At 35.0% G+C, this 22,243-nt stretch carries 15 protein-coding genes; 5 read left to right on the top strand and 10 right to left on the bottom strand.

The features are described from left to right. Window positions 1-2 precede the first annotated feature (2 nt). The 3 genes from IRZ78_RS12500 to IRZ78_RS12490 form a co-directional block, all read right to left on the bottom strand. Window positions 3-1,727 (bottom strand): PspC domain-containing protein, encoded by a 1,725-nt coding sequence (locus IRZ78_RS12500; RefSeq protein ID WP_194616858.1) that lies wholly within the window; start codon window positions 1,725-1,727, stop codon window positions 3-5. Between the two features lie 3 nt (window positions 1,728-1,730). After that, complete coding sequence (locus IRZ78_RS12495) at window positions 1,731-2,063, bottom strand: PadR family transcriptional regulator (protein WP_008464689.1); 333 nt, start codon at window positions 2,061-2,063, stop codon at window positions 1,731-1,733. A 170-nt stretch (window positions 2,064-2,233) separates the two neighbouring features. Then, the gene (locus IRZ78_RS12490; RefSeq protein ID WP_228520460.1) at window positions 2,234-2,713 is read right to left on the bottom strand and encodes a DUF4870 domain-containing protein; all 480 of its coding nucleotides are present in this window, start codon (window positions 2,711-2,713) and stop codon (window positions 2,234-2,236) included. Between the two features lie 232 nt (window positions 2,714-2,945). Between IRZ78_RS12490 and IRZ78_RS12485 the strand changes: the two genes are divergently transcribed. After that, entirely contained in the window at window positions 2,946-3,398 is a 453-nt protein-coding gene (locus IRZ78_RS12485) for a DUF4442 domain-containing protein (protein WP_194616857.1), read from the top strand. A 415-nt stretch (window positions 3,399-3,813) separates the two neighbouring features. Further along, on the top strand, window positions 3,814-7,209 hold the full coding sequence (locus IRZ78_RS12480; RefSeq protein WP_194616856.1) for a polysaccharide deacetylase family protein: 3,396 nt from the start codon (window positions 3,814-3,816) through the stop codon (window positions 7,207-7,209). A 234-nt stretch (window positions 7,210-7,443) separates the two neighbouring features. Here the strand turns inward: IRZ78_RS12480 and IRZ78_RS12475 are convergent, their stop codons facing one another. From IRZ78_RS12475 to IRZ78_RS12445, 7 genes are all read right to left on the bottom strand, one after another. Beyond that, on the bottom strand, window positions 7,444-7,602 hold the full coding sequence (locus IRZ78_RS12475) for a hypothetical protein (protein ID WP_194616855.1): 159 nt from the start codon (window positions 7,600-7,602) through the stop codon (window positions 7,444-7,446). A 131-nt stretch (window positions 7,603-7,733) separates the two neighbouring features. Beyond that, window positions 7,734-9,986: a multicopper oxidase domain-containing protein gene (locus IRZ78_RS12470; protein WP_194616854.1), complete on the bottom strand. Its 2,253-nt coding sequence runs from the start codon at window positions 9,984-9,986 to the stop codon at window positions 7,734-7,736. A 9-nt stretch (window positions 9,987-9,995) separates the two neighbouring features. Next, window positions 9,996-12,530, bottom strand: coding sequence for a heavy metal translocating P-type ATPase (locus tag IRZ78_RS12465; RefSeq protein ID WP_194616853.1), 2,535 nt, complete (start codon window positions 12,528-12,530; stop codon window positions 9,996-9,998). Window positions 12,531-12,793: 263 nt separating this feature from the next. Continuing rightward, entirely contained in the window at window positions 12,794-13,354 is a 561-nt protein-coding gene (locus IRZ78_RS12460; RefSeq protein WP_194616852.1) for an AraC family transcriptional regulator, read from the bottom strand. Window positions 13,355-13,356: 2 nt separating this feature from the next. Beyond that, complete coding sequence (locus IRZ78_RS12455; protein WP_194616851.1) at window positions 13,357-13,887, bottom strand: DUF3347 domain-containing protein; 531 nt, start codon at window positions 13,885-13,887, stop codon at window positions 13,357-13,359. A gap of 176 nt (window positions 13,888-14,063) precedes the next feature. Beyond that, the gene (locus tag IRZ78_RS12450; protein WP_194616850.1) at window positions 14,064-14,447 is read right to left on the bottom strand and encodes a hypothetical protein; all 384 of its coding nucleotides are present in this window, start codon (window positions 14,445-14,447) and stop codon (window positions 14,064-14,066) included. A gap of 72 nt (window positions 14,448-14,519) precedes the next feature. Then, window positions 14,520-15,353, bottom strand: a complete 834-nt coding sequence (locus IRZ78_RS12445) for an AraC family transcriptional regulator (protein WP_194616849.1) — start codon at window positions 15,351-15,353, stop codon at window positions 14,520-14,522. Window positions 15,354-15,455: 102 nt separating this feature from the next. Here IRZ78_RS12445 and IRZ78_RS12440 point away from each other — a divergent pair, with 102 nt between their 5' ends. From IRZ78_RS12440 to IRZ78_RS12430, 3 genes are all read left to right on the top strand, one after another. Beyond that, window positions 15,456-16,622: an MFS transporter gene (locus IRZ78_RS12440; protein WP_194616848.1), complete on the top strand. Its 1,167-nt coding sequence runs from the start codon at window positions 15,456-15,458 to the stop codon at window positions 16,620-16,622. A 571-nt stretch (window positions 16,623-17,193) separates the two neighbouring features. After that, complete coding sequence (locus IRZ78_RS12435; RefSeq protein ID WP_194616847.1) at window positions 17,194-20,427, top strand: TonB-dependent receptor; 3,234 nt, start codon at window positions 17,194-17,196, stop codon at window positions 20,425-20,427. A gap of 16 nt (window positions 20,428-20,443) precedes the next feature. Beyond that, window positions 20,444-22,237: a RagB/SusD family nutrient uptake outer membrane protein gene (locus tag IRZ78_RS12430; protein WP_194616846.1), complete on the top strand. Its 1,794-nt coding sequence runs from the start codon at window positions 20,444-20,446 to the stop codon at window positions 22,235-22,237. The last annotated feature ends 6 nt before the right edge of the window (window positions 22,238-22,243 follow it).

The following is a 22,243-nucleotide window of genomic DNA, read 5'->3' as shown; positions in this document are numbered from 1 at the left end:
GCTTAGTTAATTTTGATTATAACTCCGTTTTTGTCAGTGGTTAATCTGCCGTTAGTTTTTTTTCCGTTTAAAATTTCTTTTCCATTAATTTTAACCGAAACCTCATTTACTGTGTCATTGTCAGTCTGAGTTTCTTCTTCGTTTATATCATTATAGTCATTCTCTTCAGATGGACAATTCAAACATTTAATTTTAGAACCTTCTACTTTATAGTTATAGTTACCGCTAAAGTGTAAGTTGAAAAAATCATTTTCAGAATCATCATAGTCCTGAACAGAAGCATCTGGCTTGAATAATTGACCTTCAGGTAAGTACAAATATACATCAACTTCCTGACCTCTAAATTTGTTTTTTACATCAGTAAGAAAATAATTATCTAAAACTAAATGATTCCCGTTGATCTGAAATTTGTAATTGATTTTCTCTGCTCTTTGTTTTGCCGAGATAAATGAATTTCCTCTGGCACTTTTTTCGATCTGAATATAAGGAGCAGCTTCATCCGTTCGCAAAACATGTAAACGAACATCATTTGAATATAATAATTGATTGTTTGCTGAATCCTGAACAAATTCAAATTCGCTGTGATGATTTAGATCTTTTGCATAATAATCATTGTATCTAAATTTTACAAACAAAGTATCTTTTGTCGTGATGTTAAGCACTTTTTTCTCTACTGTTTTATTATCGTATGAAATTTCAGTAGCTTGTTTAATTCCTATGCTAATTGCGATTGCAACTGCAATAATCCAAATGGCTAACAAAGTATATTTTACAATATTTCCAATAGATTTTAAGTTTGGAGATAACAATTTGAAACCTAAAAGTGTCAAAAAGAAAAACGGAATTCCAACAGCAAAGAACATCAATAAACCAAATGACCAGATAGGGTAATCTGTAAAGTTTCCTGCTTCAACAAAGTTTTGCCAAGGAAAATCGATAAAGATGTTTGTGCCTAAGGTAAAAACCCCAATCAATAACATGATCAAAACACTAATTCCTGACAGGATCAAAATTACGCCCAAAAACTTTGCGAAGATTTTAAAAACCGTCATAATAAAGTCTCCAAATGAACGACTTATTCTCTCAGCTCCCGACTTTACCTGGTTTCCCATTTTGTCATAATCTGCACTTTTAAACTTATCAGACAATGATTCAATTTCCTCACGAACCTTTTTCTCTATGTTCGAAATCGTAACCGGTTCACCCGTCATTTCCAATTTTTCAGATGTTGTAACCGCTTCCGGAGTTACAATCCAAAGAACGAAATAAGCCAAAATCCCTGTTCCAAAACCTGCAAAAACAAATATCAAGAATATGATTTTGATCCAAACAGCGTCAATTCCAAAATAGTGACCCAAACCAGTTGCTACACCACCAATCATACCTTTTTCTTTATCGCGGTATAATTTTTTATGTTTTCTTGCTCCGTAGTCATTAAAGGATTGGTTCGATTTTTCTTCGTCCTCCAGGATATAGTCTTCCGGTTGTCCCATCACTACAATCACTTCATCAACGTCTTTCAGTCCTACAACATGCTTGTCGCTTTTTTGTTTCTCTATTAATAATTCAGAAACACGCATTTCGATGTCTTTAATAATTTCATCCTGTCCAGATGAGTTGTTCAATGATCGTTTTATAGCGTCAAAATAGCGTGTCAATTTTAAATATGCGTCTTCATCGATGTGAAAAACCATACCGCCTAAGTTAATATTTACTGTTTTGTTCATGACTTATTGATTTTGATTGGTGATTAGATTTACGGCGTCAGACAATTCTGTCCATGTTCCGCTAAGTTCGTTTAAAAATGTTTGTCCTATTTCGGTTAATCCATAATATTTTCGTGGTGGTCCTGAAGTCGATTCTTCCCAGCGATAATTAAGTAAACCGTCGTTTTTCAGCCTCGTTAGAAGTGGGTAAACTGTTCCCTCAACAACTAGTAATTTTGCGTTTTTTAAAGTGTCTAATATTTCTGATGTGTATGCGTCTTTTTCTTTTAGAACCGATAAGATGCAAAACTCAAGAACACCTTTGCGCATCTGTGCTTTTGTGTTTTCAATGTTCATAATTTCATTTTGTTTTTTTTAGATTGAACAATTCGTTTTTTGATTGATGATGATTGATTGATGATGATTGAAGATTGATTGCGAAACAATTCGTGTTGATTGCTTGTAAAGTTTCGACTATAACTTTTAATTTTTTATGTCAGGCTGAGCGAAGTGGAAGCCCTTTTTTATTACTTGATAAAAGGAATCGTAATCGGATATTTGTATAATTCTCCGTTTGAAGTTTTTATTGAAGCGTAAATCACTAAAAAGAATTCAACAAATTTTAACAATCCAAAAAGTAAAACTGCTGTTGCTCCAATACTTAAAATTCCAATATTTCCGTCGATGTTTAGATTTCTGACGATTAAATCTTCATCGTTAAAAACCGTATTGATTGGTAGGTTTTTTAAAAGCACGAATGCAAAAATCGGAATGGCAATTAAAGCTAAAATCAAAGTATAAAGCAAAAGACTCAATTGAAAATTTAAGGTTTGTTTTCCATTAAAATTTACAAATTCTGATTTGTCTTTGTAACTCGTCCAGATCAATATTGGGAAAATGTAATTCCCAAACGGAATGATATATTGACTTAAAGTACTTAGATGTGTGAACGTTGCGACGTTTCTTTCTGTTGTTGTTTCCATGATGAGTGGTGTTGTTGTTTCCATGATTAAAAGTATATAGTATTTTCTTATGCAAATATATGTCTAAAAGACAGTATCTTGTTTTGCATAGTACCAAATATTAACAAAATTTTAACAAAGATGAAATTTTAAAATTGCTTATAATGCATTGAAAACCATTCAAAAGACTTGATTTTGTTGGTTTTTTAGGAAAGTAATTGCGATTTATTGTGCGTGCATAGTTTTTTTGTATTTTTACATAAAAAAATAAAATACCATGGCAATATCAGTTTCTAAACTCAATAAATTTGTGTTATTCAAATTACCATCAGCATACTTTTGTGGTGTGCGCGTAAAGGCAATCGATGAAGATAGATGTGTGGTAAGCGTAAAACACAGATGGATCAATCAAAATCCTTTTAACTCCATGTATTTTGCAGTTCAGGCAATGGCAGCAGAGCTAACAACAGGAGCATTAGTAATCTCGCAAATTCAGCAAAGCGGAAAAAAAATCTCAATGCTGGTCGCCAATAATAAAGGAAACTTCACTAAAAAAGCAACAGGAAGAATAACTTTCGTTTGCAACGACGGACTTTTAATTGCTGAAGCCATCAAAAAAACCATCGAAACAGGCGAGGGTCAAACCTTCTGGATGAAATCTATAGGAACAAATGAAGAAGGAGTTCAGGTTTCAGAAATGGATTTTGAATGGAGTGTAAGAATTAAATAACTTTTAAGTTTTTGCCACAAATTTCAATAATCTCCACGAATTATTTGTGCAAATTTAATCAGCAATTTAGATTTTAAATTAGTGTAAATTTGTGAAATTGCTTCGCCGGTTCGCTATCAGTCGGTTCGTGGCGAAAAAAAAACATATAGAAAGACCTCAAAACATTGAGGTCTTTTTTTTATATACCAATTTGTGAATCAATGCGTTTTCTCATTTTATTTTGTATTTTTATTACACAATTCCTATTACATCAAAATGCAGTTTATTAATTTGAACTTCATTTAGTAATAATAGTTTTACATTCAAATTAAGCTTTATTTACATCATTTCAGATAAATAGAATTTACCAGACCATAAAAAGTCAGTAAGTTTTCAATTTATCTTTTTAAGTATTTGCCTCAAAAAGTAAAAGTATATGGATGATAAAAAACAAATATTCCAGACCACAACTCAAAAACGCTGGAAAACTTTTCAATGGTCGACCCGACTTATTTTGTTTCTTCTTATTTTAATGATTCCTATTTTCTTCATTACCCTAAAAAGAGGATTAAAACCGCCTTTACCGCTTTTGGCAAATAGCAGTCAGGTGGGGCATAGTCTCGAAAATCCTATTACACCAAAAGATTTGAGCGCAAAAGAACTCAAAAAGTTTAAAGGATTTGATTATTTCTTAAGAGCAAAAACAAAGATTGATAAACTAAAAAATCAGCCTATTGATTCGAAAACAGCTTCAGAAATCAGAGCTGCTTTTTATGTCGATTGGGATCCGCAGAGTTTGCTTTCGCTCCAAAAAAACATTCATAAACTCAATATGGTAGTCCCGGAATGGTTTTTTATTGATCCAAAAACCGATTTACTACGCACAGAAATTGATACTGCGGCCTTAAAAGTAATGAAAAAGGGAAAAGTAAAAATCCTTCCTTTAATCAATAATATCAACGAATCTTTAGGCGAAGGCGATTTTGACGGCGATCTTGTTCACCGTATTCTTCATGATACCAATAAAAGAGAACGACTCATTAATGATATTGTAAAAGCATTAAAAAAATATGATTTACAAGGAATCAATATTGATTTCGAAGAATTTAAAGAAAAAGGCGACGAACCCATAATTGCTTTTCAAAAAGCATTGTATGAAAAACTGCATCCGCTGGGTTATCTCGTTACGCAGGATATCATGGCAGGAGATGACGATTTTAATGTAAAAGCATTGGCACAATACAATGACTATATGTTTCTTATGGCTTATGACGAGCATTATGCCGGCAGTGTTCCCGGAGATGTAAGCAGTCAGAAATGGATAGAAAGAATAGTAGATAAAACGGCAAAAGAAATTCCGTCAGATAAAATTATCCTTTGTTTTGCCGGTTATGGTTACGATTGGCAGGAAAAGCAGGAAGGAGAAACCATTACCTACGATCAGGCAATTGCAATTGCAAAACAGCATAATGCCGTAATTAAATTTGACAATACCAGTTATAACAACTCTTTTAATTATACAGACAGCAATGGTAAAAAACATGAGGTTAATTTTGAAGATGCCGCAACTAATTTTAATACCATTAGGTTTAGCGACGAATATGGTTTGGCAGGAACTGCCTTATGGCGTTTAGGAAGCGAAGATCAGCGTTTGTGGAGTTATTATCAGCGAAGTTTAACAAACGAAAGCATCAGGAAAAAAACTTTTGATTTTAAGGTAATGAAACGCGTCAATACACGAATCGAAAGTCCCGCTTATATTGGTGACGGCGAAATATTAAATGTTATTGCGGATCCCCAGCCAGGAAAAATTGAATTGGAAATCGATAAGGATGAAGACATTATTACGGAACAGAAATATGTAGAATTACCAACGAAATATGTAATTAGTAAATTTGGTAATGTACACAAACAAGTCATTCTTACTTTTGATGATGGGCCAGATCCGACTTATACGCCTCAGGTTTTAGATATTTTAAAGAGAGAAAAAGTACCCGCTGTTTTTTTTGTGATTGGTATTCAGGGAGAAAATAATATTCCGTTGCTGCAAAGAATTTATAACGAAGGCCACGAAATAGGCAACCATACTTTTACACATCCAAACATTGCTTTGGTAAGTCCGGAAAGAGCGGCGAAAGAAATGGAAACCACAAGATTATTAATAGAAGCCGTTACCGGAAAAAGTACAGTGCTTTTTCGAGCGCCTTATAATGCAGACGCTGAACCAACAACTGAAGCCGAACTAAAACCTATTGCTTTAAGTAAAGCACAAAATTATTATACGGTTGGAGAAAGTATCGACCCAAATGATTGGGAAAAAGGCGTAAGTGCCGATTCTGTTTATAGCAGGGTTATATCGCAATATGAGACAAATCCCGATAAAGGAATTATTTTGCTCCACGATGCGGGCGGAAACAGAGAGGCAACCGTAACAGCGCTGCCCCGAATTATTAAATATTTTAAAGATAGACATATTCAGTTTACTACGGTTGCATATTTGCTTGGTAAAACCAAAGACGAGATTATGCCAAAAGCCCAAGGTCCGTTTATTACAGTCGATAACTTAATTTTTGATTTCGGATATTGGTTTGGGCATTTTATTACAGCCACATTTTGGGTTGCTATCTTCCTTGGATTTTTGAGAATTGCATTAATGGCGATAATGGCTTTAATAAAAAAATGGAAAGACCATAAATATCCCCCTGTTTATAAAACCTCTATTAAGTCACTTCCAAAAGTGAGCATTATTGTTCCGGCTTATAATGAAGAAATAAACGCAGTAAAAACAATCGAAAATTTACTGGGTCAGGATTATCCGGATTTTGATATCGTTTTTGTAGATGATGGATCTAAGGATAAAACTTTTGCCATGATCAATGAAGCTTTTGCCAACAATCCGAAAGTAAAAGTGAATACAAAACCAAACGGAGGAAAAGCATCGGCATTAAATTACGGAATTGCTTTAACGGAAAGTGATTATGTGGTTTGCATCGATGCCGATACACAACTTAGAACCAATGCCATTTCGCAATTGATGAAAGGTTTTACCATTCAATTAAAAAACAATGAAGAAATTGGCGCCATTGCCGGAAATGTAAAAGTCGGAAATGAAAACACTATGCTTACCAAATGGCAGAGCATTGAATACACAACCGCACAGAATTTTGACCGTAGGGCTTTTGATTTAATAAACGGAATTACGGTTGTTCCCGGTGCAATTGGTGCATTTAGGAAAACAGCAATAGAAAAAGCAGGTGGTTTTACAACCGATACACTTGCAGAAGACTGCGATTTAACTATTCGTATTTTAAGAAATGACTATCGTATTATAAATTGCATTGAAGCTGTAGCAGTAACAGAAGCTCCCGAAAGTTTAAAAGAGTTTATGAAACAGCGTTTTCGCTGGAGTTATGGTATTATGCAGGCTTTTTGGAAAAACAGAGACGCCTGTTTTAACCCAAGATATAAAGGTTTAGGAATGGTTGCTTTGCCCAACATTCTTCTCTTTCAAATCGTGTTGCCCATCTTTGCGCCTCTTGCGGATTTAGTTCTTATTGTAAGTTTGATCTGGAATCATAACGATCCGGATAGTCTGCATAAAATATTGGTTTACTATATCGCTTTTATGGTAGTAGATATGCTAGTTAGCGTTATTGCTTTTATTTTCGAAAAAGAAAAACTGACTAAATTAATATGGTTAATTCCACAACGATTTGTTTACAGACAATTGATGTACGTAATTCTCTTTAGAGCACTTAAGAGAGCCATAAAAGGCGAAAGTCAAAGCTGGGGAGTTCTCACCAGAACAGGAAATGTGGCAACCGTAAAATAGTTTTTTAGTTTTTTTGCCACAGATTAAAAGATTAAAAGGATTTCTTTGCGAAGAACTTTGTCAAAGTTGATAACGAGTTTTTTTTGCCACGAATTTCACCAATTAGCACGAATTAATTTGTGCAAATAGGAGCGTGTTTTAAATTAGTGTCAATTCGTGAAATTCGTGGCGAAAAAAAACATAAAAAAAGGCTTCGAACATATTCGAAGCCTTTTTGGTAAAATGATGCTGCAATTATTTTTTAGAGCAACATTTTTTGTCTTTTGCGTCACCTGATTTTTTAGAACAGGATTCTTTTTTCGCTTTTTCTTTTTTAGGAGCTGGTTTTGCGTCTTGCGCTTGTAATCCAATTGTAAATAAAGCGATGGCTAAAACGGTAAATAATTTTTTCATTTTTAATATAATTTAGTTGTTAGATATTATTCTTTTTTTGATAAACGATTGTTTTTCAAATATAATACGATTTGGTTTTCGAAATTGTCAACGATAAGTTAATGGAGGTCAATATAATATTAAAATTATTGTTAATAATTCAAATTCACTCCAAAACCAATTCCCATATCGCTGTCGTAGTGTGTCGTGATCCCAAAGTTTCTGCCGGCAATATATTTTAAACCCGCCATGTATTCTTTATCCGTATTCCACATCAAATTCATTCGCAAACGTCTCGAAATCGGAATGTCTTTTCGTTCAAATTGAATCCTCACATTTCCATCGGTATACATTTCGACCTGAGCTTTTACGAGCATGGGCAGAGTGTATTCAGCTCCAATACTGAAAACCGAACGATTGTCTTTGGTATTCTTTTGTCCGAACATATTTTGTTCCTGTTCGTCCATTCCCATTTTTCTATAACGCCAGTCAAAACCTATAAAAGGCATAAACCATTGCATTTTACCAATATATCTACCAATATGAGTTTCGGTTTCATAACCGTGTTCATTGTTATAACCCAATCTCCATTCGGTTCCAATGCTCCAACGGGTGTTGCTGTACATCGCTTCACCATCATTTCCGTTTGATGCAAAATCATTTTCTGCCATAAAATGAAACATACGATCGTCCATTTTTAGCATTTTGTACGCCATTTTCGGATCGTGAATTAACGGATTCGGAGCTGAATTTTCATAACTAAAAATACGTCCCATTCCCGCCATCATATGATATAAGATATGACAGTGGAAAAACCAATCCCCATCGGCATTTGCCTGGAATTCGATGATATCGGTTTCCATTGGCATAATATCAATTACATTTTTTAGCGGAGAATAATCGCCATGCTCGTTTATAATCCTGAAATCATGTCCGTGTAAATGCATTGGGTGGCGCATCATTGATCCGTTGTACAAAACAATACGAACGTTTTCTCCTTTTTTAATTAAGATTTTATCCGTTTCAGAAATCACTTTATTGTCTAAACTCCAGACATAACGGTTCATATTTCCGGACAATTCAAAACGTAATTCTTTTACCGGAGCATCTTTTGGCAATGTTGTTTTGGTTGGAGATTTTAGCATTCCATAATTCAAAGTCGTAATCTCGGCAACTTCTGTAGTATCGCTCGAGATTTTCATGTCATCTATTTTCATACCTTCCATATTATGCATCGAATGATCTTCAGGTTTTACAGATGCATCTTCACCAGAAATTTCAGGATACATTACGGCATTCATATCCATTTTATTGAGAGACATTTTCATCCCCATATCATTCATTTCTCCGTTCATCTTCATCATGTCGTTCATCATTTTCATCCCTTCAAAATATTTTAATTTCGGAAGATGAGAAACAGACTGTTTGGTTCCTTCACCTAAAAACAAAGAAGCAGACCCGGTTCTGTCTTCGGCTGTAGCCAAAAAAGCAAAAGATTTTTTATCTTCAGGAATCGTAACCACCACATCATAAGTTTCAGAAACGGCAATAATCAAACGGTCGACTTCTACAGGTTCAACGTCGTTTCCATCGCTGGCCACAACCGTTATTTTTCCGCCGCCATACGTCAGCCAGAAATAACTCGAAGCGCCTCCGTTGGCAATTCGCAATCTAACTTTATCACCTGCTTTAAACTGCGAAAGCTGATCTTCATTTTTTCCGTTAATCAGGAACTTTTCGTAATAAACATCACTCACGTCCATGGCATTCATACGTTTCCATTCGTTGGTGACTTTGGTCGAAAACTGACCTTTTTTAATTGCCTCGGCATAACTTTGAGTTGTGCCTTTTTTTATGGCAAACCAATCATTCGCATTATGAAGCATTCGCTGCACGTTCTCTGGTTTTAGATCGGTCCATTCGCTTAAAATAACGGGAACGGTTGGTAAATCGTCGATTCCTTTTCTAAAAGTCGAATCATCTTTCTTTTTATTAATGATGAAAAGTCCGTATAAACCAATTTGTTCCTGTAATCCCGAATGGCTATGATACCAATAGGTTCCGTTTTGGATAATTGGGAAAGTATATTTGTGCGTTGTTCCCGGTTTAATGGGCATTTGCGTTAAATACGGAACACCATCTTCTTTATTTGGCAGAAATAGACCGTGCCAATGCAGTGCAGTATTTTCTTTTTTTAAATCGTTATGTACATAAATTTCGGCAATATCACCTTCGGTAAAAGTTAATGTTGGCATCGGAATTTGTCCGTTAACCGCAATAGCGCGTTTTTCTTTTTCGGAAAAATTGACAATTGTGTCCCGAACGTGTAAATCATAGCGAACTACTTTTTGGGCTTTTGCGCTAAAGGCAATCAAAAAAACAATTAAAATAGTATGTAGTTTCATGTTGATTTTTTAAAGGTTGAGGTTTCGCAATCGCAAAGCATTTACAATTACCGAAACCGAACTTAAGCTCATAGCCAGCGCGGCTAACATTGGCGAAAGCAGAATCCCGAAGACAGGATATAAAATTCCCGCCGCAATTGGTACGCCCAAAACATTGTATATAAAGGCGAAGAATAAATTCTGTTTGATGTTTTTCATCACCGAATAACTTAGTTTTTTAGCCTTTACAATTCCGTTTAAATCTCCTTTTACAAGCGTTATTTTAGCACTTTCGATGGCAACATCTGTTCCGGTTCCCATTGCGATTCCAATATCTGCTTTGGCCAAAGCCGGAGCATCGTTGATTCCGTCGCCGGCCATCGCCACCACTTTTCCTTCGGCTTGCAAACGTTCAATTTCTCTCAGTTTATCTTCTGGAAGACAATCGGCTTTAAAAGAACTTAAATGAAGCTGATCTGCCACCGCTTTGGCTGTATTTTTATTATCTCCGGTAAGCATAATAACTTCAACACCCTGATCGATCAAATCTTTGATCGCTTTGGCACTGTTTACTTTTATGGCATCTGTAATGGTTACGTAACCAGCAATAATATTGTTTACCGCGATGTATGAAACCGTTTTTCCCAGATTTTGTTCGGCTGTAATTTTGCTTTCAAAATCATCAGAAACAGAAGCGTTTATCTGTTCCATTAGTTTTTTGTTTCCTAATGCAATTTTTGAGTTATTAACGGTTCCTAATACCCCTTTTCCGGCAACGGCTTCAAAATCCGGAACTTCCAATAATTGCTGATTTTTGGCTTTTGCAAATTTAACAACGGCTTGCGCCAAAGGATGTTCGCTGTGCTGATTTAGTGAAGCAATGTTTTGCAAAAGAATGTCTTTGTTATTATCGATCGCATAAATTTTCTCTACTGTTGGTTTTCCTTCTGTAATCGTTCCGGTTTTATCTGTAATCAGAACATCAATTTTATTCATGTTTTCGAGCGCTTCGGCATTTTTGATTAAAATTCCGTGTTGAGCACCTTTTCCAACGCCCACCATAACCGACATTGGAGTCGCCAATCCTAAAGCACAAGGACAGGCAATAATTAAAACGGCAATCGCATTAATTAATCCGTAGATATAAGAAGGTTCCGGACCAAATTTTGCCCAGAGAATAAAGGTCAATATAGAAATGGCAACAACGGTTGGAACAAAATATTTCGCAACGCGGTCTGCCAGTTTTTGAATTGGCGCTCTCGAACGACTTGCATCGTTTACCATTTGAATAATCTGAGAAAGCAAAGTTTCTGAACCTACTTTTTCGGCTATCATCACAAATGATTTGTTTCCGTTTATAGTTCCTGAAATTACAGTATCTCCCGTTTTTTTATCAACAGGAATAGGTTCTCCGGTAATCATCGCTTCGTCGATACTGCTTTCCCCGGAAGTTATTTTTCCGTCAACCGGAATTTTCTCTCCCGGTTTTACACGAAGTAAATCTCCTTTTTTAATATCGTGAATAGAGATGGTTCTATCCGTTCGGTTTTCTACTAAAGTAGCTTCGGTGGGCGCTAATTTTAGTAATGCTTTAATCGCGCCGTTGGTTTGTCCGTGCGCTTTGGCTTCTAATAGTTGTCCTAATAAAACCAAAGTTATAATAACGCTTGCGGCTTCAAAATAAAGATGAATGGTTCCGTGATGTGATTTGAATTCGGATGGAAAAAGATCCGGGAAAAACATTCCCGCAACGCTAAATAGAAACGCAACGCTCGTTCCAATTCCAATTAAGGTAAACATATTTAAATTCCAGGTAATAATCGATTTATAGGCACGAACAAAAAACATCCATCCCGCATAAAACAAAACCGGAACTGAAAATAAAAACTGAACCCAGTTCCATTTTTCAATCGACATAATTTTAAAAAGTGGATTATTCGGAATCATTTCTGACATTGAAATAATAAAGATTGGAAGCGTAAACAATGTCGCAATCTTCATTTTCCTTAATAAGTCAGTATACGTTTTGTTTTCTTCAGATTCAGATGCCTGCATGGCCACCAAATCCATCCCACAGATTGGGCAGTCGCCCGGCTCATTCGAAATAACTTCCGGATGCATTGGGCAGGTAAATTGTGTACCAATGGCAATTTGAGCAACCAAATCCATGCCACAAACCGGACAGTCTCCGGGTTTATTATAGGTTTTATCGCCTTCGCAATGCATAGGGCAGTAAAAAACTCCGGTTGCATTAGGAGGAATTGCAGTTTTTTCTTTTTTATGGGAATCTGAAGAGTGATCTTCTTTTTTATGAACTGAACAACATGATTTTACAGCGGGTTCTGTACCATGAGTTGGAGACTTCATTTCAATAGTATACTTTCCCGCAGCTGATAAAACTTCCTGAAATTTTTCAGTTACAATATGTTTTTCCATTGTTATGGTGGCTAGTGGCGGATCTAATGTTACTTCGGCCTGAATTCCTTCAACTTCATTTAGCGTTTTCTCGACTTTAGTACGGCATCCATTGCATGACATTCCTGAAATTATATATTGATGAGTCATTGTTCTTTTTGTTTTTAAGGTATTACAATGCAAATTTCCGAAGTAAGTTTTACAACGGTTTGTATAATTTTGAGAATGATTTGTAATATTATTTAACCGCAAAAAGCGCTAATAATTTTGGCTCTTCTGGGTTTTGTAATAATCTCGCAAAGTCGCAGAGTCGCGAAGTTTTATGTTTATTAAGATAATAAAAATAATCTCTCGCAGATTCTGCGAGAGATTAAAAACTTTGCGCTTTTGCGACTTTGCGAGAAATTGACCTTTTACAAATTCTCTATTTGAATGCGTTTTTTATCCTTCAGCTGTTTAAAATAAGTAGGCGTGAAACCCGTAATCTTCTTAAACTGATTGCTTAAATGAGCGACATTGCTATAGTTTAGTATGTCAGCAATTTCGCTTAACGAAAGTTCATTATAAATCAGTAGTTCTTTTACCTTTTCTATTTTTTGGCTGATAAAGTATTTTTCAATGGTAGTATTTTCAATTTCCGAGAACAGATTACTCAGCATGCTGTAATCCTGATTGAGGTTTTCGACCAAATAATCGGACAAATTAACTTTGAGTTCGTTATTTTTATGATGAACCAAATCGACAATTAGATTTTTAATTTTCTCAATGGTTTTACTTTTTTTATCGTCAATAAAATCGAAACCCAAAGCCTGAAGGTTTTTTAGTAAAATCTCTTTTTGAGAATCGGTAATATCATCTTGCAGTTCTACTTCGCCTAATTCAACAGAAATAGTATGAAGTCCGAGTTTGTCCAACTCAGACTTCACAACCATTTTACAGCGACCACACACCATGTTTTTGATGTAGAGTGTCATATTTATTTGATGGTTTCTACCACGTTTCCGCAAGTCAGCATCGAAGAACCGTAATATGGATTCTTAACTGCTTTTTCTTTGCTTAACCAATCAGCATCTGCCATTGGGCAATATTGTTTGTAAACCGCTACATCAGATTTAGAAACTTTAATTAAATCGTAGGTGTTTTTTGAAAGTGATTTAAAAGTCTCACGTTGTTTTTTAAGATCAGAAGTACCTGAAATATTTTTGGCATCGGCGGTTAATTTTTTTACCACTTTCATCCAAACAGTATGTTCGTTACTTTTTAGCTTATCCATTTTTACGGCAGTAATTGCAGCTAGTAAATCATTAGCTTTCCCCGAAGTTAATTTGGCATCGCTTTTTATTAAAGCATCTTTTACCGTAAAATAAGCATCATAAACAGCTTGTAACTGACTAGAATCAACATCTTCATTTGTAGTTATTACTGTTTTTATTGTAGTTGCCTGAATAGTATTTGTAGAAAATAATAATGTGATTACTACTGCTATAGTTAAAATTGTCTTTTTCATTTTATGTGATTTTTGATAGAGAATATGAATTTATCCTCTAAGTTAAATAAATTTATTTTTTAATTCAATACTTAATCTCGCAAAGTCCCAGTGACGCAAAGTTTGATTTTTCTCTCAGAACCTTAGAGTTTTAGAGCCTTAGCGGCTAAACATAATTATGGCTGTCAGAAATCCAATTATTTTATTTTTGGAGGTAACCAGATAGAAGTAAAACCATCAGAAATACTAGCATTATTGTAGTATGAGATTGGCTTTTTTGTAGAAAAATTAAAAAGATTATTGCTTAAATCAATTTCGTTTGTGACTAAGCTCAATTGAAGAAATGAAGTTGTACAACCCGAATGGTCGCATTTTCCGTTGCAGCCGTTTTGGCCTTTTTTATCTTTTTTATTTTCTTTACAACAATTCTTTTTGCAGGAATTTGAAGTTTCTTTTTTAGAAGTTTCCTTCTTTTCACAATCCATTTTCTCTTGGGCTCTTCCACAAGCATAACCCGAACTGGACATCAAAAAGAAGCCAAGAGTTAAAAAGAGAAATAATATGTGGAATTTTTTAGTCAATGAAATTGTTTTTTGAAAGTACAAATTTAGATATTTTTTTTAAGAGCAACTATATATTTAAGATTTCCAATTTTAAGTTTTTTTGAAATCTGTAGGTTTCATGTTTTTTCTCTTTTTAAAATAGTTCGAAAGATGACTTTCATCTGTAAAACCAAACTCATACGCAATTTGTTTAATAGGAAGCTGATTGTTGTGAATTCGTTTTTCGATTAATGTAGTTCTCAAATTATGAATATATTCACGATAACTAATAGCGAATGTTCTTTTGAAATAAGCGCTAAAATAGGTTTCTGCGATATTAAAATGATTCGCAATCACTTTTATCTGAACCAATTTTGGCTGGTAGATATTCTGATGAATATAAGAAGTGATTTGTTCATTATCAATCGAATTTCCTTTCACGACAAGATTCTGCCCGCGCATGGTTTCTTTAATTAACCCGAAAATCGAAAGAATCTGATAGAATACAATAGGCGAGGTAGAAACGTCGGTTTTGCAATTGTAAGCTGCAATGTTTTCGATTGTGTTTTTTAATATTGTTTTGCAGGGATCATCTAGTTTAAGAACGGTTTCTTTTAATGTTTTATCACGCATGAAACTTTCCGGAGTGTGAATTAAAAATTCATCGCAAGTAAGGTTTTGTTTCGAGTTGAAATAATTATCGGTAAACTTAATATAGAAAAAACGGGTCGATTTTTTAATATCGAAATAATGCTCGTCTTCCGGCGAAATCACAAAAAGATCACCTGTTTTATAAGGTAATAAGTTGCTGTTCAGATGGTGAACGCCGTTTCCTTTTTTGATATAAATAATTTCGTAATAAGTATGGGTGTGCGGCGGAAGGTGAAATTTCTCGTCTTCAAATTCATCAATGACCAGAGTTTTGAATTGATTCAATATTGGCATATCTTAAATTTACAAGTTTATATCACAAATGTACAACTAATTTTCTGTTTAACAGCGTTAACTTTGCACCATAGAAAATCTATTCCTTTCTTGTAAAAACAAATGAAAAAAAGTCTTATCGCACTCTCATTAGGAGGATTAACTATCGGTATTACCGAGTTTGTTATGATGGGTTTGTTGCCAGATATTGCCTCAGATATGAAAGTTTCGATTCCGGTGGCAGGATATTTAATTTCTGCATATGCGCTGGGAGTTGTTATTGGAGCTCCTTTATTAGTCATCCTGGGAAGAAACTTTCCGCCCAAAAAAATGCTTTTAATTTTAGCATTGATGTTAACCGTATTTAATGCGCTTTCGATCATCGCGCCTACCTATAATTTTTTATTCGCCTCGAGATTTCTTTCGGGATTACCACACGGAGCCTTTTTTGGGGTTGGAGCAGTTGTAGCGAGCCGCCTGGCCGATAAAGGCAAAGAAGCGCAGGCTATTGCAATTATGTTCTCGGGTCTAACATTGGCCAATTTAATAGGGGTGCCTATTGGTACTTATATAGGACATCATTTTATATGGCGTTATACTTTTATATTAATTGCTGCTGTTGGCTTGCTTACCTTTTTATTTATTTCTTTATGGATGCCAAATCTGGAGAAAAGCGGAAATGTAAATATGAAAACCCAATTGCAATTTTTCAAGAAAACCGAAGCCTGGCTAATTATCGGAATTACTGCAGTGGGGTTTGGAGGATTGTTTGCCTGGATTAGTTATATCGCGCCTTTATTAATTAATGTATCCAAATTTTCGGCCGAAGACGTTTCGTATATTTTGATTTTAGCAGGTTTGGGTATGGTAGTTGGTAACTTTTTGGGAGGTAAACTGGCTGATAAATATTCGCCGGCACCAACCGTATTAGCTTTGTTATTTGTAATGTCAATCGATTTGATTCTGGTTTATTTATTCTCTTCAAATCAATACATTTCTTTATTCCTGACTTTCTTAACAGGTGCTATTTCTTTTTCTGTTATTGCACCTATCCAAATGTTAATGATTAAAACGGCCAAAGATGCTGAGATGATTGCCTCGGCAGCACTTCAGGGAAGTTTTAATATCGGGAATGCTTTGGGAGCCTTTTTAGGAGGATTACCGTTAGCTGCCGGATACAGTTATGCCTCGCCAAACCTTATTGGTGTTGTAATGGCAATTATTGGAATGGTTATCACTTTTGTTCTAATGCAAAAACATAAAAGTAATTTGCAATTGCAGCGTGCTTAAGAAGATGTAAATATTTTCTTTTAAAAATAGAAAGCTCTTAAACAAATTTGTTTAAGGGCTTTTTTTTTGTGGTTATAAGTTAATCAATCCATTTTTGAACTATTGTCTTTCTTCATTATGAATCTTTCGCGAATTCATTGATATTTTTTTCTCATGCTCTTTAAGAATATTTGCGGTCTTGATTTGATCATTACTAAATCTGCAGTCATTAGAGATGTAATCGATTGTTTTTTCTGTAAAATCGCAATGAATTCACAAAAAAATAATATTATAATTCATATTTATATTCGACTAAAATTACATTAGTCGTATAAAAAAGGCATTTTATTTTTAATGCGTTATTTTATTTATGAAATTATTATGAATTTTAACTTTTTATATAAAAAAAATATTTATGTTTGTGTAATCGATTACAACTTTTTATCATAGCATTAAAAAGAAGCTGTTTAGAAATTAAAACAAGCATTATTCTCAGTAAGAATAGCCTTTTAGTAAATAAAAAGCGGAATAGATTACACTTTAAAAAACCACTTATAAAACAATAAACTATTAATAACTTAAACAATCAACCATGAATTTTAAAGATTTATTTAACAAAGGAACACATTGTTGCTTTGCAGTTGTTTTCTTATTGTGTTTACTGACGAGCAATAGAATGAATGCTCAAACCGTAACACTTGAAGGAACCGTTAAAGATGCTGCAGGACTAACTTTACCCGGTGTTAATGTATTAGAAAAAGGAACAAAAAATGGTGCTTCTACAGATTTTGACGGACGCTATAAACTAAAACTTTCAAACCCGAAAGCTATAGTTACTTATTCCTTTATAGGTTTTAAGACTAAAGAAGAAGCCGTTGCCGGTAAATCGAAACTTGATGTTGTTTTATCTGAGGACTCCAATGCATTAAATGAAGTTGTTGTTGTTGGGTACGGATCTGTAAAGAAATCTGATTTAACAGGTGCAGTTTCTTCAATTTCAGGAAATGAATTGAAGAAAGTTCCTGTTTCTAATATTGCAGAAGCTTTAACGGGAAGAATAGCGGGAGTTCAGGTGACTTCAAGTGAAGGTTCTCCGGATGCAGATATTAAGATTAGAGTTCGTGGCGGAGGATCGTTAACCCAGGATGCTTCACCTTTAATTATAGTGGATGGTTTTCCTGTAAACAGTATGAGCGATATTGCAGCTTCTAATGTTGAATCAATGACCGTATTAAAAGACGCCGCTTCTACAGCAATCTATGGTTCCAGAGGAGCAAACGGGGTTATCATTATTACAACGAAAACCGGTAAAAATGGAAAAATGGACGTAAGTTTCAATATGTTCTATGGCATGAAAACAATGGCAAATGATATTGATGTTCTTCCGGTAGATGATTTTGTAAAATGGCAATACGAATATGCTTTGCTTTCTCAAACTGATAAAACTATTATGAGCGATCCAAATTCTTATACCAAGTATTTTGGAAACTGGCAGGACCGCGATTTGTATAATGGAGTAAAAGGAACAGACTGGCAAAAGCAAATTTATGGACGTCGTGGTGAAGTAAGTAGCCGTGATTTAGGAATTCGCGGAGGAACAGACAAGTTGAGCTATAATTTTAATTATGCTTATTATGATGAGAAAGCCATTATGGTTGGTTCTGATTATAAAAGAAATAACTTATCATTGGCATTAAAGAATAAAGCAAGTGATAAAATTGATCTTGGTTTTACAGTACGTTATTCTGATACAAAAATAAATGGTGGTGGTGCTAATGAACAAAATGAAGTTTCATCACTAGATAGCCGTTTGCGTCACAGTGTGGGTTATTCCCCAATTCCAATGCCGGGCTTGACTACAGATAATGATGACCAAAGTGTGAACAGTTATTTAGTAAATCCATTTTTGGCGATATCAGATAATAATCGCCAGCAATCCAGAAAAAATTACAATTTATTAGGAAGCTTTGGATGGAAGCTTGCTGAAAATCTAAAATTTCAAAGTGATTTAGGATTAGATAATTACAATTATCAGGATTATCGTTTCTATGGTTCATCGACCTATTTCTCAAGTACTGCTAAAGTTGGAGCAGGAAAGCCGGCAATGGTGATGAGCGATCGTAAAGATGTTCGTTTTAGAAATGCTAATACATTAAATTATGATTTCAAAAATATTTTGGGAGAAAACCATCATTTAACAGCACTTTTGGGAGAAGAAATGATCACTACTACTTCAAATAATGTAACCACGACAATGTTAAATTATCCTGGATTCTTTGACCTGAATGATGCAAGAAAATTGACAACTCAGGGAACACCGTTTTCTGTTGATAATTTTTACAGCCCTGATGATAAATTATTGTCATTCTTCGGACGTGTAAATTATGATTATAAAGATCGTTATTTATTAACAGCTTCTTTTCGTGCAGATGGTTCAAGCAGATTTATGGATGATAATAGATGGGGATATTTTCCAGCAGCAGCAGCAGCGTGGAAGATTTCTGAAGAAAGTTTCCTTAAAAACACTTCATGGCTGAATCTCTTGAAGTTAAGACTTAGTTATGGTGAAGCGGGTAATAATAATATTCCGGTAGGACAAACAGTTCAAAGTTATATGTCTAATACGAACTCTTATATAAATGGTTTTGAAAGCTATTGGGCTCCATCGAGTGTTTTGGCAAATCCTAATTTGAAATGGGAAACTACCGTTACACAAAACGTTGGTCTTGATTTTGGATTCTTTAAAAATCGTTTGAATGGAACTTTTGATGTGTATAAAAATGTAACTCATGATTTGTTAATAGAATTTCCGGTAGGAGGTACAGGATATAAAACTCAGTACAGAAATATGGGTGAAACTCAAAATACAGGTTTCGAAGCTACCGTAAACTTTGTAGCAATTGAAAGAGAGAATTTTGGTTTAAATTTTTCTGTGAATGTAGGTATTAACAAAAACAGAATTAATTCTCTTGGTGTGATGGACAATTTTGGAGTAAATACCAACTGGGCATCTACTGATATTGGTAATGATTACGCAGTAAATGTGGGTTCACCAATGGGGTTAATGTACGGTTATCAAAGTGCCGGACGATACGAAGTGTCGGATTTTGATTACACTGGAGGAAAGTATATTTTAAAATCCGGTGTTGTTGATGCAAGTAGTGCTATTGGGAGTGCTGTACAGCCAGGAATGATGAAATTAAAAAATACAGATGGTTCTGCAGATAATAAAGTTACCGCATCAGATCAAACCATTATTGGTAATGCAAATCCAAAAAGTACTGGAGGTTTAGTTATCAATGCGAATGCTTATGGTTTTGATCTTTCTGCGGCTTTCAACTGGACTATTGGAAATGATATCTACAATGCTAACAAAGCTGAGTTTTCAACTTCAAACAGAAACGGGCAATATAAAAATTTAAGCACTGAAATGGCAGATGGTACAAGATGGACAAATTTAGATCCTGCTTCTGGGCAATTAGTGACAGATCCTGCTACATTAGAGGCGCTAAATGCCAACACGACAATGTGGTCTCCTTACATGCAGAAATTTATGTTTACAGACTGGGCAGTAGAAGATGGCTCTTTCTTTAGGTTAAATAATTTAACCTTAGGGTACAGCACACCGCAAGCATTGACCTCGAAACTGGGAGTAAGTAAGTTAAGGTTCTATTTTACAGCAACTAATGTTTTTATAATTACAAATTATTCTGGTCCGGATCCTGAGGTGTCAACAAAAAGAAAAACACCACTTACGCCAGGAGTTGATTATTCAGCATATCCTCGCAGCAGACAATTGGTTTTTGGTTTAAACCTTAATTTCTAATTTAAAATTTATCAAAATGAAATATAAAGTAATAATAGCAGGATTGATTATCTCAGGTTTGTTGGCTTCTTGTCAGGATTTTGGAGATGAATTCTTTGATACTCCTGCGCAATCGACATTAGGAGACGAGATTATCTTTGCTAATGCTGAATTAGCACAAGGTGCTGTTGACGGTATAAAGGTATCATTTGGAGAGGAGCAGTCCTACAGAGGAAGACTTTTAGCTTATCAGGGATTGAATACAGATACGGAGTGGCTTTTAGCATCTTCTAGTGATAACGTTAAATCTGATTTGGTAGTTTACAATGCAAGACCCGATAATACAGAAATGAACTCGCCAAAAAATGCCTGGGCAATGATGTATGAAGGAATTGAACGTGCCAATTTGTGTATTAGAGGTTTGCGTAGATATGGTAATGTAAAATCTAATAAAGAATTAGGACAATTGTTAGGAGAAGCATTGACACTTCGTGCCATTTATTATGCCGATTTGGTAAGAAACTGGGGGGATGTTCCTGCCCGTTTTGAACCAGTTGTTACTGCAACTATTTATATACCTAAAACAAGCCGTGACGAAATTTATAAGCAATTGATTGCAGATTTAGGTGAAGCTTCAGATTTGGTAGCCTGGCCTAATGAAACTGCAGCAACAAACAGTACAGAACGCGTAAATAAAGCTTTTGTAAAAAGTTTAAGAGCTCGTCTGGCAATGATGGCAAGCGGATATCAGCAATATTCTGATGGAGTTAGAAGAAGTAAAGATCCGGAGCTTTCAGTAGCAAAAATGTATAAGCTGGCATTAGATGAATGCCGTTCAGTTATCAATAGTGGTTCTGCACATTTAGAACCAACTTTTGAAGGATTGTGGAGAAAATACAATCAGGAAGTTGTAACAGCCGGAGGAGAATCACTTTGGGAAATTCCTTTTGCCGCTACAAGAGGAAGGGTACTCTTTACCTTTGCCGTTAGACATGATGCTGCAGATCAGTTTCAACAAATGGGAACTAATAAAGGTGGAGTTAACGGCCCGTTGCCATTTGTTTTTTATGATTATGACAGGGCTGATACCCGCAGAGATGTTACTTGCGTACCTTATAAATGGGGAGCTGCTGTAAATGGTAAAGCTAAACAAGAACTTACGGATTTACAGACCTGGTATTTTGGTAAATATCGTTTTGAATGGATGAACCGTCTTGTTACGGCTCCAAATGACGATGGTCTAAATAAAATTTATATGCGATATGCAGAAGTGCTTTTAATTGCTGCCGAGACTGCTAACGAAATAGAAGGGCCAGGAGCTGCTGCAGGTTATTTAAAAGAAATCCGACGCAGGGCTTTTGCGCCTGCAGATCAGGCTGTAAAAGTAGACACTTATGTTGATAAACTGACTGGTAAAGATGCTATGTTTAATGCTATTGTTGAAGAAAATAAATATGAATTTACAGGAGAAATGGAGCGTAAATTTTCTCTTGTAAGATGGAATTTGTTAAAAGTAAAATTAGACGAAGCTAAAGTTAAAATGGCTGATCTTAAAACACGTTCTGCTGCTTATGCAGATGTGCCTTCAATATTGTACTATAAATATAAAGATGACGGAATTACATTGGATATTTATGGTTTAAACCGAGGTGAAACTGTAGCTCCGGTTGGTTTTACATCCAAAGCATGGGATAAATTAGAAGATAATAAAATAACTACTTTGTACAAAGCCGGAGTTGATCCTGATAAAAGACAATTTTGGCCAATTTGGCAAACTTTTATTGATGCAAGCAACGGTCAGTTAACAAATGACTGGGTCTTAGGAAACTAATCAAAA

The organism is Flavobacterium sp. CSZ, assembly GCF_015350725.1.
In the GTDB taxonomy this organism is placed as follows: Bacteria; Bacteroidota; Bacteroidia; order Flavobacteriales; family Flavobacteriaceae; genus Flavobacterium.
Note: the sequence above shows the minus strand (reverse complement) of the source record. Positions and strands in the feature narration are given on the sequence as shown.

Coding starts and splice junctions, on each gene's coding strand:
- IRZ78_RS12460 (WP_194616852.1), bottom strand. CDS start 13,354: ATGACACTCTACATCAAAAACATGGTGTGTGGTCGCTGTAAAATGGTT.
- IRZ78_RS12490 (WP_228520460.1), bottom strand. CDS start 2,713: ATGGAAACAACAACACCACTCATCATGGAAACAACAACAGAAAGAAAC.
- IRZ78_RS12435 (WP_194616847.1), top strand. CDS start 17,194: ATGAATTTTAAAGATTTATTTAACAAAGGAACACATTGTTGCTTTGCA.
- IRZ78_RS12455 (WP_194616851.1), bottom strand. CDS start 13,887: ATGAAAAAGACAATTTTAACTATAGCAGTAGTAATCACATTATTATTT.
- IRZ78_RS12465 (WP_194616853.1), bottom strand. CDS start 12,530: ATGACTCATCAATATATAATTTCAGGAATGTCATGCAATGGATGCCGT.
- IRZ78_RS12485 (WP_194616857.1), top strand. CDS start 2,946: ATGGCAATATCAGTTTCTAAACTCAATAAATTTGTGTTATTCAAATTA.
- IRZ78_RS12475 (WP_194616855.1), bottom strand. CDS start 7,602: ATGAAAAAATTATTTACCGTTTTAGCCATCGCTTTATTTACAATTGGA.
- IRZ78_RS12480 (WP_194616856.1), top strand. CDS start 3,814: ATGGATGATAAAAAACAAATATTCCAGACCACAACTCAAAAACGCTGG.
- IRZ78_RS12430 (WP_194616846.1), top strand. CDS start 20,444: ATGAAATATAAAGTAATAATAGCAGGATTGATTATCTCAGGTTTGTTG.
- IRZ78_RS12445 (WP_194616849.1), bottom strand. CDS start 15,353: ATGCCAATATTGAATCAATTCAAAACTCTGGTCATTGATGAATTTGAA.
- IRZ78_RS12495 (WP_008464689.1), bottom strand. CDS start 2,063: ATGAACATTGAAAACACAAAAGCACAGATGCGCAAAGGTGTTCTTGAG.
- IRZ78_RS12470 (WP_194616854.1), bottom strand. CDS start 9,986: ATGAAACTACATACTATTTTAATTGTTTTTTTGATTGCCTTTAGCGCA.
- IRZ78_RS12440 (WP_194616848.1), top strand. CDS start 15,456: ATGAAAAAAAGTCTTATCGCACTCTCATTAGGAGGATTAACTATCGGT.
- IRZ78_RS12500 (WP_194616858.1), bottom strand. CDS start 1,727: ATGAACAAAACAGTAAATATTAACTTAGGCGGTATGGTTTTTCACATC.